The organism is Streptomyces reniochalinae (genome assembly GCF_003323735.1).
Classification (GTDB): Bacteria; Actinomycetota; Actinomycetes; order Streptomycetales; family Streptomycetaceae; genus Streptomyces; species Streptomyces reniochalinae.
Window position 1 is genome coordinate 188,432 of record NZ_QOIM01000028.1, and the last position, 15,575, is coordinate 204,006.

At 72.4% G+C, this 15,575-nt stretch carries 13 protein-coding genes; 4 read left to right on the top strand and 9 right to left on the bottom strand.

What is annotated here, in order from left to right; genetic code table 11:
* Positions 1–103 precede the first annotated feature (103 nt).
* Positions 104–1,111: an Lrp/AsnC family transcriptional regulator gene (locus DQ392_RS10265; RefSeq protein ID WP_114015223.1), complete on the bottom strand. Its 1,008-nt coding sequence runs from the start codon at positions 1,109–1,111 to the stop codon at positions 104–106.
* A gap of 365 nt (positions 1,112–1,476) precedes the next feature.
* Between DQ392_RS10265 and DQ392_RS10270 the strand changes: the two genes are divergently transcribed.
* Positions 1,477–2,061, top strand: coding sequence for a TerD family protein (locus DQ392_RS10270; RefSeq protein WP_114015224.1), 585 nt, complete (start codon positions 1,477–1,479; stop codon positions 2,059–2,061).
* 59 nt (positions 2,062–2,120) lie between these two features.
* On the opposite strand, the gene DQ392_RS10275 is transcribed toward DQ392_RS10270, so the two are convergent.
* The 5 genes from DQ392_RS10275 to DQ392_RS10295 form a co-directional block, all read right to left on the bottom strand.
* The gene (locus DQ392_RS10275) at positions 2,121–3,383 is read right to left on the bottom strand and encodes an acyl-CoA dehydrogenase family protein (protein ID WP_181856362.1); all 1,263 of its coding nucleotides are present in this window, start codon (positions 3,381–3,383) and stop codon (positions 2,121–2,123) included.
* A gap of 304 nt (positions 3,384–3,687) precedes the next feature.
* Complete coding sequence (locus DQ392_RS10280; protein WP_114015226.1) at positions 3,688–4,605, bottom strand: sulfite exporter TauE/SafE family protein; 918 nt, start codon at positions 4,603–4,605, stop codon at positions 3,688–3,690.
* Positions 4,606–4,772: 167 nt separating this feature from the next.
* Positions 4,773–5,231, bottom strand: coding sequence for an RrF2 family transcriptional regulator (locus DQ392_RS10285; protein WP_114015227.1), 459 nt, complete (start codon positions 5,229–5,231; stop codon positions 4,773–4,775).
* A gap of 35 nt (positions 5,232–5,266) precedes the next feature.
* On the bottom strand, positions 5,267–5,923 hold the full coding sequence (locus tag DQ392_RS10290; protein WP_245981312.1) for a response regulator: 657 nt from the start codon (positions 5,921–5,923) through the stop codon (positions 5,267–5,269).
* On the bottom strand, positions 5,920–7,158 hold the full coding sequence (locus DQ392_RS10295; protein ID WP_114015229.1) for a sensor histidine kinase: 1,239 nt from the start codon (positions 7,156–7,158) through the stop codon (positions 5,920–5,922). Before DQ392_RS10295 ends, DQ392_RS10290 begins: the two co-directional genes overlap by 4 nt.
* Positions 7,159–7,349: 191 nt before the next feature.
* On the opposite strand from DQ392_RS10295, the gene DQ392_RS10300 reads away from it, so the two are divergent.
* Both DQ392_RS10300 and DQ392_RS10305 read left to right on the top strand, forming a co-directional pair.
* The gene (locus tag DQ392_RS10300; RefSeq protein WP_114015230.1) at positions 7,350–8,129 is read left to right on the top strand and encodes a class I SAM-dependent methyltransferase; all 780 of its coding nucleotides are present in this window, start codon (positions 7,350–7,352) and stop codon (positions 8,127–8,129) included.
* Positions 8,130–8,212: 83 nt separating this feature from the next.
* Complete coding sequence (locus DQ392_RS10305) at positions 8,213–8,833, top strand: LysE family translocator (protein WP_114015231.1); 621 nt, start codon at positions 8,213–8,215, stop codon at positions 8,831–8,833.
* On the opposite strand, the gene DQ392_RS10310 is transcribed toward DQ392_RS10305, so the two are convergent.
* From DQ392_RS10310 to DQ392_RS10320, 3 genes are read right to left on the bottom strand one after another with little or no spacing between them, the layout of a single operon-like run.
* Positions 8,806–11,730: an FAD-binding and (Fe-S)-binding domain-containing protein gene (locus tag DQ392_RS10310; RefSeq protein ID WP_114015232.1), complete on the bottom strand. Its 2,925-nt coding sequence runs from the start codon at positions 11,728–11,730 to the stop codon at positions 8,806–8,808. The two genes, DQ392_RS10305 and DQ392_RS10310, sit on opposite strands and share 28 nt — an antisense overlap.
* Before the next feature lie 2 nt (positions 11,731–11,732).
* On the bottom strand, positions 11,733–13,082 hold the full coding sequence (locus DQ392_RS10315; protein WP_114015233.1) for an MFS transporter: 1,350 nt from the start codon (positions 13,080–13,082) through the stop codon (positions 11,733–11,735).
* Between the two features lie 51 nt (positions 13,083–13,133).
* Positions 13,134–14,417 carry a hydroxyacid-oxoacid transhydrogenase gene (locus DQ392_RS10320; RefSeq protein ID WP_245981315.1) on the bottom strand — a complete coding sequence of 428 codons (1,284 nt, stop codon included), beginning with the start codon at positions 14,415–14,417 and terminating at the stop codon, positions 13,134–13,136.
* A 294-nt stretch (positions 14,418–14,711) separates the two neighbouring features.
* Here DQ392_RS10320 and DQ392_RS10325 point away from each other — a divergent pair, with 294 nt between their 5' ends.
* Positions 14,712–15,551: an IclR family transcriptional regulator gene (locus DQ392_RS10325; RefSeq protein WP_114015235.1), complete on the top strand. Its 840-nt coding sequence runs from the start codon at positions 14,712–14,714 to the stop codon at positions 15,549–15,551.
* Positions 15,552–15,575 lie beyond the last annotated feature (24 nt).

Sequence of the window (15,575 nt, forward strand, 5' to 3'; positions counted from 1 at the left end):
CAGGGGAGGACGAAGGGACGGACGGGGCAGGGCCGGTGCCGACGCGCGATACGGCGGAAGGCGGCGGATTCGGGGACAGGCGCCGGGGTTGTGCGGTGACGGCTCAGGCCGCCTGGGCCATCCGGTGCCAGGAGTACTTCATGGTGGCGAGGTGGAGGGTGATGTCGGAGGCGTGGAGCCCGGGAAGGGCCCCGATGACCTCGCTGGTGTAACGGAACAGGTCGGCTCGGCGGGGCAGCACCATGTGACCCACGAGGTTGAACCGGCCCGTGGCCGCGCTCAGGAACTTGGTGCCGGGGTGCGCCGCGAGCCTGCGTCCGGCCGCGTCCAGCCGGTCGGGCTCGATGGACAGCCACACCATGAACTCCGCCTCGTAACCCAGCAGAGAGGGCTCCACCAGCGCGCGGAACTGGAGCACGCCCCGGCCGATGAGCCGGTCCAGGGCCCGCGCGACGCTGGACTGACTGCGTCCGAGCCGCCGCGCCAGGGTGCTGACCTGCGTGCGACCGTCCTCCGTCAGCGCCGCGGCGATCTCCTTCTCGAGGCCGGAAAGCGCTTGTGGCGCCCGGTCCCTCTCGTCCCGGTCACACGGCGGGGCGGCGGTGCCCGGGCGCAGAGCCGCGGCGGCGTCCGCCGGCAGCAGCCCGGTGTCCCACCGCGACGCGGAGGTGAACGTCCGGATGACGGCGACGCACTCCGTGCCGGTGATCAGGTCGGCGCCTGGCAGGTCGGTGAAGAGCATCCGGATCATCTCGTCGTTGTCGCGCGCGACGAAGTCGACGATCAGATCCGCCGTGCCCGTGACCACCGCCAGGAAGCGGACATCGGGACTGGCGGCGAGTTGTTCCGCCAGGTCGAGTCCGCGCCCCGGTTTGGCCTGCACCCGCACCAGCATTGAGGAGCCCTGGCGGGTGCGGTCCAGCTCCACCGTGCCGACGACCTGGAGGAGCCCCCGTGCGCACAACGACTGGTAACGGCGCTGCGCGGTGGATTCGCTCGCCCCGACCCACTGGGCGACCGCGCTCCACGGGGCACGCCCGTTGAGCTGGAGCGCCGCGATGAGGCGACGGTCCAGCTCATCGATCGCTTCCGCGTGGGCTCGGTAGGTCATGCGACGGACGCTAGAGGCCGCCGTCTCCCGCCGTCAACGATGAAATCCTGCATACTCGCTGGTCATAGCCGTGATAGGCAGCAACTAACTCGTTACGCGCGGCGAAAACCGGCAGTTCCCGGGCCTCGTCGGCCCGGCCGGGGCGGCGACGGATCACGTCAGGTGACGCCGGAAATTCCCACCGCCGTATCCGCCACCGGCCCTGCACGGCCGTCCGCGGCCGTACGGTGTCGCCGAAGTGCGCGCCTGTGCCCGTCGGTCAGGACCCGTCACGAGGGCCTGGCACGCGGACCCCTCACGAGGAGTCCGCGGGAGGCCAGGCACACTTTGTGGGGTAGTTCCGCTGACACGAGGATGAATCACGCATGATTACGCTTACCAAGGAAGACGGCCCGGCCGATCTGGACGGGGTGTCCCACCTGAGCATCGGTGTCTCCTGGGACCCGACGGCCGGCAGCAGCGGCGGGGTGATGGGCCGGTTCCGCCGGAAGGCGGGAACCGACCTCGACCTGATCGCCGTCGCGATGCAGGACGGGGATCCGGTCCGGCTGGCGGGTCTCGACTCGCTGGACCCCATGGGCAACGGATCCTTGGTGCACAGCGGCGACAACCAGACCGGGCACGGCGACGGTGACGACGAGACCGTCACCGTCGAGTTCGCCGGCGTCCCGGGCAACATCACCTCGATCGTGTTCGTCGCCGCCGCCTACAAGAAGGGCAGTTCCTTCCAGAAGGCACGCAACATCAGCTTCAAGGTCTACGACGCGACCGGTGGTTCCGTACAGCAGGTCGCCGACATCTGGCCCAGCCTGCTCACCCAGGACAACGGCTGTGCCGTGGCCAAGGCCGTGCGGGTCGGCGGCGCGTGGAAACTCGAAGTGATCAACGTGACGGGGAAGATCAAGCAGGGCGACGAGCACGCCCTGATGCGCTTCGCGGTCAGCAAGTAGTCACCGTGCGGGCGCCCGGCGTGCGGGCGCCCGCTCCGAGCCAGGCCCGTGTTCCCGTATCAGGCGCCTGACGGGTGTGGCCTGGCCGGCGCGTACAGGAAGTGTTCCCCGATGGCACGCAGCTCCCGGGCGAGCGCACGGTGTGCTGTCAGCGACCTGGCGTTGCGCCAGAAGCGGTCCAGATGCGCGGCGTCTGCGAGCTCCAGCACGCGTGCGGTGATGCGCAGCGCCGCCTCGCTCGCGCTGGCCTCGGCCGTGGCGACGGAGGCGGCGATCCGTGAACCGTGCACGGAGTCGAGCCGCTCTCCTCGGCCGATGCCTCCCGCCAGGGCGTGCGTGGCGTGCTCGACGACCGCGGTGGACACGTGGGCCGCGGCCGCGAGTTCTCCGTAGGTCTGCAACAGGTCGGGATCCGCGGCCTCCGCCGTGCGGGTGGGATGGTGCCGCCGGGGCGCGGGGGAGCGCGTGTGGAACGTGGCCAGGATGGCATCGCGCGCCTCATCCAGCGCGCCCTCGGCGATGCCGAGTACGACGTGAGCGGTCATCATCCTCAGCGCGAGCGGGGCGAGGGCCGCGAGTGGAGAAGTCAGGTCCTCGTCCCCCGCGACGGTGCCGAGCGTGTGCTCCTCGCCGACGTGCGCGTGAGCGAAGTGGAGGGTGCCGACTCCGGTGAGGCGCTGGCCGAACAGGTCGTCCACGGGTTCGGTCGTGACGGTGGCGCCCCTCGGGTCGATGAGTACCACCACGTGCGACTCCCGCGTGCCGGCGCGCCGCGCGGAGAGCAGGACGCGGTCCGCCACCCGGGCACCCGGCACCGGCACACTGCGGCCACTGAGGTTGTGGCCGTGGTCGTCGGCCGTGAGCGTCAGTGCGTCGTCGAAGGACCGGTCGCCGTGCGCCTCCGGTCCGATCCGCCCGGCCAGCAGATGCCCCCGGCCGCTCGCGTGAGTCTCCCACCAGGCGCCGGGATCGGTGGGCGCCAGGAGGCGCCCGCTCCAGGCCAGCACGTAGTGGCGTCCCAGCAGTTCGGCGAGGGAGCTGTCCGCTGCGGCCATCCGGCGGACGATGCGGCAGGCGTCCGGCCAGGCCAGACCGCCGCCGCCCGGGGCGGGCGGGACGAGCGCGTCGAGCAGACCCGACTCGCGGATGTGTGCCACCTCGTCGAGGGGCGGTTCGCCGGCACGGTCGCGTTCGGCGGCGTCGACGGCGAAGTGGTCCGCGAGTTCACCGGCGACCTGCTCCCACAGGTGTGGGCGTGCCTCGCGGCGCTCCGCCCGGCCCTTTTCCCGCTCGTCCTCCCGTTCCTCTTCGTGCAGGATCACGGCCGGCACCGGCACCGGCACGGGCGCGAACGGAGGGCCGTCGCACGGCGCGACGGTCCGGCCCCGCCCGGCTCAGGACCGTCCACGAAGCAGGGGGGTGCCTCGGCAACCGATGTCACGCGCGCCTCCAGAGAAGGGAGAGGGAGGGGAGGTTCTGTCCTGGCCTGGAGTGGTGCGGGCCGGGCCGGACCCACCGGCAGGCCGCGCCGCCGAACGGACCGCCGTCAGGCGGGAAACGCCGCTGTACCGGCAGCGAGGCGCAGGCCGCGCCGCTGTACGGGGCCGGGCCTCGGCCAGGTGGCGTTCAGACAGACGCAGACGGCGCTGCCTCGTCCTTTGCGGTCGCCGCTCGCGGAGCGGGCGCGCGACGGTGCTCCCGCACGGAGTGGACCAACGCTGCCGCCCAGATCGCGTAGATGATGCCGTACGCCGTCCACTGGACCGCGTCGCCCGCCGAGATCCAGTCGCCGCGCAGCAGAGTGCGGACGTTGGTGAGGACGATGAGACCACCCACCGCCGAGCCGAGGATCCGCGGCGGCACGTGGCGCACCAGCCAGGCGGCGAGGGGCGCGGCGACGAGTCCGCCCACGAGCAGCGCGATCGCCCATCCGGCGTTGACCCCCTCGGAGCCGAGCCCGTAGAGGAACCCGAGGCTGGCGGCGACGGCGACCAGGAACTCGCTGGTGTCGATCGAGCCGATGACCTTACGCGGCTCCATGCGGCCGCTGGCGAGGATCGCCGGGGTGCCGACCGGCCCCCAGCCGCCTCCGCCGGTGGCGTCCATGAATCCGGCCACCACTCCCAGCGGGCCCAGGAACCGCTTGCGGAGCGGCTTCCCCAGATTCCCCGTCGGCAGCCCCTGGACGGTGAAGCGGACCAGCACGTACAGCCCGAGGGCCAGCAGCAGGAGCGACATCAGCGGTTCCGCCGCCTCGGTGGACAGCTGGGACAAGAAGGTGGCCCCCGCGAAGGCGCCGACGGCCCCGGGCACCCCGATTCTGGCGACCACGCGCCAGTCGACGTTGCCGAACCGCCAGTGGGCGGCGCCCGAGGCCAAGGTGGTGCCGATCTCGGCCAGGTGGACCGTGGCCGAGGCCGCGGCGGGGTTCGTGCCGGCGGCCAGCAGCAGGGTGGTGGAGGTGACGCCGTAGGCCATGCCCAGGCTGCCGTCCACCAGTTGGGCACCGAGCCCGGCCAAGGCCAGCAGTATCAGCGTGCGCACAGCAGCCACCTCGCGGTTGAGAGATCCCTAGTTTTCCTACTGGATTAATAGGGATAGTGGCCGCAGGGGAGAACCCCTGCAAGAGGTCGTCCATCATGTGGGCGGCTGATGTCTCGGTGACCGGACAACGCCTTGCGGCGGAGCCCGGCAGGACCCGAGCGAAAGACCTACGGGTTGGCCCAGGCGGAGGGGGAGTCGGTCAGCAGCGAGACCTCGCCGGGAAGCCGGCCGGAGACCAGATCGGCCAGCGAGACGCCTTCGAGGATCCTGCGCACGTTGACGCGCAGCGCGATCCACAACGGCAGCAGCGACTCGGCCGGCCCGCTGTAGGACAACTCCGGCGGACGCACACCCCGCACCGAGACCAGGGGGCCGTCCACGACCCGGATGATGTCGGCGATGCTGATGTCCTTGGTCGGCTTCGCCAGACGGTAGCCGCCGTTGACGCCCCGCTGGCTGGCGACGAGCCCGCCGCGGCGCATGTCGTTGAGGATGCCCTCGAGGAACTTGTGCGGGATCTCCTGCGAGTCCGCGATGAACTCGGCCTTCAGCGTGCCGCCCGGCTCGGCCGTCGCGAGTTGTAGTGCGGCGCGCACCGCATAGTCCGCCTTGGCCGAGATCCGCATGGTGACATTATGCCCCGACGCATACAGGCGGCCCCTCAGGGCAGCAGGCGGTGCCGTGCCGCGGCTGCCACCGCCCCCGCCCGCGTGCGCACGCCCAGCTTCGCGTAGACGCGTCCGAGATGCGTCTTGACCGTGGCCTCGCTCAGGAACAGAGCCCGGGCTATCTCCCGGTTGCCGAGGCCCTGTACGAGCCGGCCGAGGATGTCGCTCTCCCGCGGCGTGAGAGCGGGCCCAGGGCTGCGCAGGCGGGAGACCACGCGGTCGGCCACCGACCCCGACAGCACCGTACGCCCGGCCGCCGCGTCCCTGATCGCCGCGAACAGCCGCTCGGGGCGCTCGGCCTTGAGCAGGTACCCGGTGGCGCCCGCCGCGACGGCGCGGGCGATGTCGGCGTCCGTGTCGAACATCGTGAGGACCAGCACCCGCGGGGCGGGGCCGCCCTCCGGCGCCTCCGCGGCGGACGTCAGCCGGCGGGTGGCCGTCACGCCGTCCATGCCGGAGCCCAGTTGCAGGTCCATGAGCACCACGTGGGGCGACAGCCCCGCGGCCACGGCGAGCGCCTCCTCGCCGCTGCCCGCCTCCCCGACGACCTCGATGCCGTCCGTGCTGGACAGCAGGGCGCGCAGTCCGGCACGGACGACGGCGTGGTCGTCGCACAGCAGCACCCGGACCGTGGCGGGCGCGCTGGTCACGGCGTCCCCCATCCGGTGTCGCCGGTGGCGAACGGCACGGCCATCGTCACCACGGTCCCCTCGTCGGGAGCCGACTCGACGGTGAGCGATCCGCCGGCCTCCCTGGCCCGCATCCGCATGACCGGAAGGCCGTGGCCGCGCTCGGCGGCACGGGCGCGGCGCGGCACCCCTCGCACGTCGAAGCCGCACCCGTCGTCGGCGATGTCCACGGTGATCCGGTCCTCCAGACAGGTCAGGGTGACGACGGCCCGGGACGCCCCCGCGTGCTCCCGCGCGTTGGCCAGCGCCTGCTGGGTCACGCGCAGCAGCGCCGCCTCGACCGTCCCGGGCAGCGGACCTGGACGGCCGGGCGCGGCGTCCAGGCGGAACTCGACGGCCGGACCGGGGGCGCCGTCCCGTTCGGCGAGACCGCGCAACGCGGTGACGAGGGAGTTCTCGGCCAGGTCGAGCGGGGCCAGGTCGCGGACGAACCTGCGGACCTCGGCCAGCGCGCGGTCCGCCGTCGCGGCGGCGGACCGCACATGTGTGTGCGCGGTGTCCGGCTCCGTGCGCCAATGGCGCTGCGCGGCCTGGAGCAGCATCTGCTGACTCGACAGGCTCTGCGCGAGGATGTCGTGGATCTCCGCCGACAGCCGCTGTCGCTCCGCCAGGATGCCCGCGTGCCGTTCGGAGGCGGCCAGCTCCCCGCGAGCGCGCACCAGGTCGCCGATCAGCAGCCGCTGCCGTGTGATCAGACGCCTGCCGTGCACGAGGACGGCCGTGGCGACCGTACCGAGGGCCACCGGGGCGATCACCAGGTTCGGGTTGAAACCGCCCGAGGCGATCCGCACCTCGGAGACGACCACGAGCAGGACCAGCACGGCGGCGAGCGGGACCGCGAGCCGCACCGGCAGCCGGTGCAGCCCGGTGAACAGCAGCGGCATGGTGCACCAGGTGGCGCTCGGTTCGAGGGCGAGCAGCACCAGCCAGAGCGCGAGCACCGCACCGAGCCAGACCAGATGCCGGACGGTGGGACGCTCACCGTGGCGCGGCGCGGGGGCCGTCAGCCGCCCGAGCAGGTAGAGAGCACCGAAGGCGAGGAACAGCGCGAGCACCCACGCCGAGCGCGCGCCCTCGGCGCGGCCGTGGGTGAGCAGGCGGACGAGCGCACCGCCGAGCAACAGGAGAAAGGCCACATCGAGGGCGGCGGTCAGCCAGCGCGCGTCGGGGTCCGGCTCCGTGTCGTCTCGCTCCACCGCGTCCTCATCGCCTCCCGGGGGCCTTGCCCCACCACGTATACAAGCGCTCCTCATGAGGTACATCATCCGATCGGCTGACATCGGCATGGCCCGGCGCGGCCGTCCCGGGCAGCCGCACATCCGATGTCCGGGGTCGCGACGCCGGTGAGACTGCCGGGAAACGGCCCCTACCGAGAACGAGCGCCGCCATGTCCAAGAACCTGACAGCCAACCGCTCCTCCCTCACCCACCGCGTGTCCTACGCACTGCGCCACCCCGCCCGTGTGCCACGGCACCTGCGCCGCACCGCCCGCGACACCTGGCTGCGCTACCGCTCGCCGGACCACGTCGCCTACTACCGGGCGGTCATGCGCTCGGACACGCGCCGCGATCCCGACGCGGCCGTGGGCGGCCGCAGCCGGGAGCGCTGGCTGGCACTGGGAGCCATGCAGTTCGACTACCTGCTGGGACACGGGCTGCGCCCGGAGCACCGGATGCTGGAGATCGGCTGCGGGAACCTGCGAGCCGGCTGGCGCTTCATCGAGTACCTGCGTCCCGGCCACTACTACGGGATCGACATCTCTCCCGACATCCTGTTCGCGGCGCAGAACACCCTCCAGGAACAGGGGCTCCAGGACCGGCTGCCGACGCTGACGCCGGTGCGCGACCTCTCGCTCGGTTTCCTGCCGGACGGCCGGTTCGACGTGGTGCACGCGCACAGCGTCTTCTCCCACTCGCCACTACCGGTGATCGAGGAGTGCTTCGCCCACATCGGCCGCGTCCTCGCCCCGGGCGGCTGGTTCGACTTCACCTTCGACCGCACGGAAGGAGCGGAACACCATGTGCTGCGGGAGGACTTCTACTACCGCACCGAAACGCTGCTCTCCCTCGCCACCGAGCACGGCCTGACCGCCCGCTTCATGGACGACTGGGAGAACCTCCCGCACGGCCAGTCCAAGATCCGCGTCACGCACCGGGCGGATGGTTAGTGCGCGTCGGGACGCCGACCGTGAGTGACAGCCGTCGTTCCCAGTTGTGTCTGTCCGAGGCGGCGGTCGGGAAGACTGCCGGCATGATCGCGTGGCAGCTCTTCCTTCCGGCGGCCTTCTTGCTGGCGATGATCCCGGGGGCCAATCAGCTCCTCGGCCTGCGCAACGCCGCCCTGGCCGGCGCGCGCTACGCGCTGGCGGGGGTCGCCGGACGGTTCGCCGCCTTCGCTCTCCTCGTCACCATGGTGGTCTCAGGTCTCGGCACGGCTCTGGCGCGCTCAGCCCTCGCGTTCGAGATCGTGCGGTGGCTCGGTGTCGCCTATCTGCTGTGGCTGGGCGTCACGGCGCTGTGGAACGCGGGCGCGGGTGGCCGCGGCACGGCCGCGGCAGGACTGTCCGTACGCTGTGCCGTCGCCGTGCGGCAGGAGTTCGTCACCGCACTGTCGAACCCGAAGGCCCTCTTGTTGTTCGCCTCGTTTCTGCCGCAGTTCCTTCCCGCGGGTGCCGCGGCCTTCTCCCTCGTCCCGCTCGCCGCCGCCTACATCGCTGTCGAGGGAGTCGCCGCCGTGCTGTACATCGGGATGGGGCGGGCTCTGCGGCACGAGGGGAGCCGCTTGCGTGTGCCGCGCCGCCGACTGGACCAGGCGACCGGCGTCGGATTCCTCGCCTTCGGCGGCTACCTCCTCTTCGCGCACCGCCCGTGATCCTGTGCAGCCGGCCGGGGCAGCTTTGCCGTGTCGGGGTGGCGCGCGAGCAGTTGGGCCAGGTGTTCGCTCGGCCGGTCGGCCAGGTTGCTCAGCTGGGTGCGGCAGCTGAAGCCGTCCGCCAGGATGCCGGTGTCCGGTGCGGCCTCGCGGACGGCGGGCAGGAGGCGGTGTTCCGCGACGGCGACGGAGACGTCGTGGTGGCCGCGTTCGACGCCGAAGTTGCCGGCCAGTCCACAGCAGCCGCCGACGCGGGTGACCTCGGCTCCGGCCCGGGTCAGGAGGGCGAGGTCGGCGTCCCAGCCCATGACGGCGTGGTGATGGCAGTGCGGCTGGGCGACGTAGGTCTCTCCCGCCAGGTCGGGCGGGCTCCACCCCGGGGTGTCCGCGAGCAGTTCGGCGAGGGTGCGGGTGGCGTCGGCGACCTCGGCCGCGGCCGAGGCGTCGTCGCCGTCCAGCAGTTCGGCGGCGTCGGAGCGCAGCACTCCCGTGCAGGAGGGTTCGAGTCCGACGACCAGGGCGCCGGCGCGGACGTGCGTGAGGAGCGCGCGTACGGTCGCCCGTACCCGCTTGGCCGCGCCGTCGAGTTGGCCGGTGGAGATCCAGGTCAGGCCGCAGCACACCGGCCGGGCCGTGACGGCGACCCGGTAGCCGGCGTCTTCGAGCACCGCGACCGCCGCCTGACCCACCTCGGGCGAGAAGGCGTCGGTGAAGGTGTCGGTGAACAGGACGACGTCGCCGTGGCGTGGTGGCCGCCCGGCGGGCCGCCGGGCGAACCAGCGCCGGAAGGTGACGGGCGCGAACGAGGGCAGGGGCCGCCGTGCGTCGACGCCGGCGCTCCGGCTCAGCAGCGGGCGGAGGGCGGTGGAGCGCAGCACCCGGTTCGCGATCCGGGTGAGTACCGGGATCCGGGTGACCAGGCGGGTCCAGGTGGGCAGCCGGCCCAGCGAGTAGTGGCTGCGGGGGCGCAGCCGCCGGCGGTAGCGCTGGTGCAGGGCCTCTGCCTTGTAGGCGGCCATGTCGGTGCCGGTCGGGCAGTCCGAGGAACAGCCCTTGCAGGACAGGCACAGATCGAGCGCCTCGTGCAGCGCCCGCGACCGCCAGCCGTCGGGTCCGAGCCGCCCCGAGACGACGTCCTGGAGAACGCGGGCGCGCCCCCGGGTGGAGTCCTTCTCCTCGCGGGTGGCGAGGTAGCTGGGGCACATCACGCCGCCCGCCGCCGTGGTGTCGGCGCGGCATTTGCCGACTCCGGTGCAGCGGTGCACGGCCATGGACAGGTCGCCGCGGTCGTGCCGGTGGGCCAGGGCGAGGGTGGGCAGCTCGGTGCGGCGCAGCGGGCGTGCGCCGGCGGCGCGTACGGACGCGTCCACGGGTTCCGGCCGCACGACGACACCGGGGTTGAGCAGGTCGTCGGGGTCGAAGATCCCTTTGACGCGGGCGAAGAGGCCGGTGGCCTGGGACGAGTACATCAGCGGCAGCAGCTCTCCTCGGGCGCGGCCGTCGCCGTGTTCGCCGGAGAGGGAGCCGCCGTGCCGGGCGACCGTCTCACCGGCCGCGAAGAGGAAGTCGCGCAGCGCTTCGGTTCCGCCGGGCGTGCCGAGCGGAAAGTCGATGCGGACGTGGACGCAGCCGTCGCCGAAGTGGCCGTAGGGCAGGCCCGTGAGCCGGTGCTCGGCGAGCAGCGCCTCGAACTCGCGCAGGTAGCTGCCGAGCCGTTCCGGTGGTACGGCGGCGTCCTCCCAGCCGGCGTGAGCGGGGGTACCGTCAGGGGTGCGGGCGGCCAGTCCGGCGCCGTCCTCGCGTATCCGCCACAGGGCCGCGGCGTGCCCGGGGTCGGTGATCACGCGGGAGTCCAGCGCTCCGGCGTCCTTGACCAGCCGCCCTGCCGCCGCGGTGAGTGCCGCGGTGTCCGGACCGGCCAGCTCGACCAGCAGCCAGCCGTCCCCGCGCGGGAGTTCGGGGACCGCGGCTGTGCCCCGCCGGTCTGCGACGGTGCGGACGATGCGCGCGTCGATCCCCTCACAGGCGACCGGCGCGTGCGGGAGGAGCGCCGGTACGGCGTCGGCCGCCTCGGCCATCGTCGGATAGCCGAGGGCGACCAGGAGCCGCGACGGTTCGTCCCGTACGAGCCCGACCCGCGCGGCCAGGGTGAGGCCGAGGGTTCCCTCGCTGCCCACCAGCGCCCGGGGGACGTCGAATCCCCGCTCGGGCAGAAGGTGTTCGAGGGAGTAGCCGGAGACCTGGCGGGGGAAGCGGCCCAGCTCGGTACGGATGACGGCGAGGTCGGCGCGGACGGTCTCCGACAGCCGGTCCAGGAGGGGGGAGCGTGTGGTCCGCCCCGGCACGTCGCCCAGGCGCAGCCGCTCGCCGGTGCCCGCGAGGACGTCGAGCCCGAGGACGTTGTCGCTGGTACGGCCGTAGCCGAGCGCTCTGCTGCCGCAGGCGTTGTTGCCGAGCATGCCGCCGAGCGTGGCCCGGTTGTGGGTGGAGGGGTCGGGGCCGAAGCGCAGGCCGTGCGGGGCGACGGCCTGTTGCAGGCGGGCCTGCACGACACCGGGCTCGACGAGCGCGGTACGGGCCTCCGCGTCGACCTCCAGCACCCGGTCGAGGTGGCGGCTGGTGTCGACGACGACGCCGGTGCCCACAGCGTTCCCGGCGATCGAGGTGCCTGCGCCGCGCATGGTGACGGGGACGCCGTGTTCCCGGCACACGGACAGCACGGCGGCGATCTCGTCGCAGTGGCGGGGGAAGACGACGGCGCTGGGTGGGATGCGGTAGAGCGAGGCGTCGGAGGCGTACAGGGACCGGGCGAGTGGTGACTCGTCGGTCTCTCGCACGCCTGCGCGGTGGAGGGCGGCGGTGAGGCCGGCGGTGGGGCCGGAGGGAGAGGTGGGCACGTTCACTGCCTTACGGGCGGAGGGGAGGCCGGCTGTGCGGCGGCGGGTACGGGTTCCGGGGCGGCGGCACGGGCGCGTCGGCGTGCCAGCACGGCGATGAGGACGACGGACACCAGGCTGACCGCGGACATGCCCACGATGTAGGTGACCATCAGCCACGGGCTGCCGTCGCCCGCGTTCAGCAGGCTGGTGAGGATGAGCGGGGTGCAGCCGCTGGCGAAGATGCCGGAGACCTGGTAGACGAACGACACGCCGCTGTAGCGGACGTTGGGCGGGAAGAGTTCGGCGTACAGCGCTGCCTGGGGCCCGTACATGGCGCCGTAGAACAGGCCCAGTGTCACGACGAGCGTGCCGCCGATGACCAGCGCCGAGCCGGTGTCGAAGAGGACGAACGCCGGCACCGCCGAAGCGCCGAAGAGCGCGGCTCCCAGCCCGAATGTGCGCAGTCTGCCGAACCGGTCGGAGACGGCTCCCCACAAGGGGATCATGGGCACGCACACCGCCGCGGCCACCATGACCCCGATCAGCGCGTGGGTCCTGGGTACGTCCAGTTCGGTCGTGGTGTAGGCGATGGCGAAGACGCCCCAGGTGTTGAAGGCGATCCCCTCGGCCATGCGGGTGCCCATGCCGAGCAGCAGGTTGAGCTTGGAGGTACGCAGGAGTTCGACGATCGGGATGCGGGCCTGTGTGTCCTCCTTTTTGACGGCCTGGAAGTCCGGGGTCTCGAAGACCTGTAGGCGGATCCAGAGTCCGAGGAGGACGAGGAGGGCGCTCAGCAGGAAGGCGATGCGCCACCCCCAGGCGAGGAACTGCTCGCTGGACAGGGCGCTGGAGAGCAGCGCGAACACACCGGTGCCGAGCATGAGTCCGGCCGGTACGCCGATCTGGGGCCAGCTTCCGTAGTAGCCCTTGCGGCCTTCCGGCGCGTGCTCGACCGACATCAGCACGGCGCCGCCCCACTCGCCGCCGATACCGATGCCCTGGATGATGCGGAGGAGGACGAGGAGGGCCGGGGCCCAGACGCCGATGGCGGAGTAGGTCGGCAGGACGCCGACGAGGAAGGTGCCGATGCCCATGAGGAACATGGTGGTGATCAGGGCGGTCTTGCGGCCGACCCGGTCGCCGAAGTGGCCGAAGATCAGGCCGCCCAGGGGCCGGGCGACGAAGCCGACGGCGAAGGTGGCGAAGGCGATGAGTGTGCCGACGACGCTGTCGAAGCGGGGGAAGAACAGCTTGTCGAAGACGATGCCGGCGGCGGTGCCGTAGAGGAAGAAGTCGTACCACTCGATGGTGGTACCGATGGCGCCGGCCAGGGCGGCCTTACTGGTCGGCGACTGCGCGGTTGCGGGCATGCGAATGCCTCCGGAGGGGGCGCAGGGTGCGGGGCTTGCCGGGCGTGCCGGTCACCAGTTGCTCAGTGACTCGCGGAAGATCCGACCGGCGGCTTGCGCCGTGAGGGGGCGCGGAGTGACGGACAGCTGACGGGACTGCTTGAGCGTGCCGGACACGAGGGTGTCGAGGTCGTCCTCGGTGAAGCCGAAGGCGGAGACACCAGCCGGCATGTCGATGTCGCGCTGGAGTTCGCGCAGGACGCGGGGGAGGGCTTCGGCGCCCTCGTCGGGGTCGACGGGGCGGCCGCCGATCAGTTCGGCGGCCCGCAGGTGGCGCTGCGGGTTCGAGGGGAAGGTGAAGCGGAACGCCGCCATCGCCGTGGAGGCGACGGCCTGGCCGTGCGGCACCATGGGCATCGGCGGGTAGCCCTCGGCCTGGTAGTTCTCGACGGCGCCGGCGATCGGGTAGGCGTTGGCGTGCGGGATGTGGGTGCCGGCGTTGCCGAAACCCATGCCGGTGACGGCCGAGGCGTAGGCCATGCCGTAGCGGGCGCTGAGGTCGTTGCCGTTCATCACCGCCCTGCGCAGGTGGGTGCCGACGAGTTCCATGGCCTTCTCGCACCACACGTCGCTGACGGGGTTGGCGCCGCAGAAGGCCGCGCGTGCCTTGGCGTCGGGGAACGCGGGGCGGGCGTCGAAGGAGAGCGCCGTGTAGCTCTCGGCGGCGTGGGTGAGGACATCCATGCCGCTGGCCGCGGTGACGGCGGAGGGTACGGACAGCGTGGTGAGCGGGTCGACGACCGCGAGCGCGGGCCGCAGCCGCGGGTGGCTGACGCCGGCCTTGAGGCGCAGGCTCAGCAGGTCGACGACGCAGATGGTGGTCGCCTCGGAGCCGGTGCCCGATGTCGTCGGTACCGCTATGAGGGGCCGCACCGGCTGCTCGGGGACCTTGCCGCCCCCGATGGGCGGGGCGATGTAGTCCATGAGCGTGCCCGGCTGGGTGGTGAGCAGGTTGACGGCCTTGGCCGTGTCCATGGCCGAGCCGCCACCGACGGCGATGTAGCCGTCCCAGGGGCCCGAGCGGGCGAAGGCGACGGCCTCCTCGATGCTGGCGTCGGTCGGCTCGACGGCGACGCCGTCGAAGATGTCGACGTCCAGCCCGGCTGTCTTGACGGCGTGGGCGACCCGGTCGGGCACCCCGCTCGCCGCGACACCGGGGTCGGTGATGACCAGGGGGTGGCGGACGCCGTGGGCCTGTAGGTCCTCGCCGATCTCGGCGAGGGCGCCGAGGCCGAACTTCAGGGGCGGTGCGGCCCAGGTGAAGACGGTTTCGGTCGGGTGGTCGAAGGACGGCACGGGGCCTCCTCGGAGTCGGGGAAGGGGAGTGATGGGCGGCCGATGGCCGTGCTCCCTGGCGGCGGTTCGGCCGGGTTCGCCCGTTCGGCCGGCTTCGGCCGGTGGGCCGGAAGACGGACAGGGACCGCGGGAGCAAGATTTTTGGAAGAGCATCCACAATGTGGAGTGAGTGGCACGCTAGAGGTGCCCCGAGAGAGGGTCAAGGGTCTTGCGGCAGACGGTTCGCACCGCCGGTAGGCTGCACGGGCACGGGCCCGAAGTGCCGTAGGGGTGAGAGGACGGAGGCCGCCTGCTGTGGGAGACACCTCGGAGCGGCACGGACCCAGGGCGTCCGAGAGCCCGGCCGGAACGCAGGCCGTCGGCCGGGCCCTTGCCGTGCTGCGGCTGTTCATCGAGGCCGAGGGCGACGTCCAGATCACCGAGATCACCCAGCGTCTCGGCCTCACACCCGGAACCGCACACCGTGTCGTCGGGGCGCTGGCGGCCGAGGGCTTCCTCGTCCGCAACCCCGCGACGGACGGCTACTACCTCGGCAGCACCGCCATCCTGCTCGGCCAAGCCGCCCAGCGGACCCTGGGCGCCGACCGGGCCATGCCCCTGCTCGAACAGCTCAACGCCGAGACCAACGAGTCGGTCAACCTCGTGGTCAGGGACGGCGACGAGTCGGTGGTGGTGATGCGGGTGCAGTCGACACTGCCGCTCCGCTTCGAACAGCACCCGGGTGCGCGGTTCCCGCTGTACTCCACGGCGTCCGGCAAGGCGATGATGAGCCGTGCGGGGGACACCGAGGCGTACGTCCGCTCCCTCCCCGCACGCCTGCCCGCGGTCACCCCGCACACCGTCTCCACCCCCCGGCAGCTGGCCGGCGAGTTGGAGCGCACACGCGCACGCGGCTACAGCGTCGACAACGAGGAGAACGTCGAGGGCGTCCGCTGCGTCGGCGCCCCGGTGCTGGACGCGCACGGGCACGCTCACGCGGCCGTGGTCGTCCAGGTGCCGTCCGTGCGGCTGCCCGACGAGCGCGTCGAGGAACTCGCGCCGCGGCTGATCGAGGTGGCCGAGCAGGTGGCCCAGGTCGTCCCCTCCGACCGCACGATGCGCTCGGCGCACAGGCGCGCCGAGCCGGGCCGGTGAGCCGGGGCGGGGCCGCAACGCCCC

Coding starts and splice junctions, on each gene's coding strand:
- DQ392_RS10285 (WP_114015227.1), bottom strand. CDS start 5,231: ATGCGGATCTCGGCCAAGGCGGACTATGCGGTGCGCGCCGCACTACAA.
- DQ392_RS10265 (WP_114015223.1), bottom strand. CDS start 1,111: ATGACCTACCGAGCCCACGCGGAAGCGATCGATGAGCTGGACCGTCGC.
- DQ392_RS10300 (WP_114015230.1), top strand. CDS start 7,350: ATGTCCAAGAACCTGACAGCCAACCGCTCCTCCCTCACCCACCGCGTG.
- DQ392_RS10305 (WP_114015231.1), top strand. CDS start 8,213: ATGATCGCGTGGCAGCTCTTCCTTCCGGCGGCCTTCTTGCTGGCGATG.
- DQ392_RS10315 (WP_114015233.1), bottom strand. CDS start 13,082: ATGCCCGCAACCGCGCAGTCGCCGACCAGTAAGGCCGCCCTGGCCGGC.
- DQ392_RS10270 (WP_114015224.1), top strand. CDS start 1,477: ATGATTACGCTTACCAAGGAAGACGGCCCGGCCGATCTGGACGGGGTG.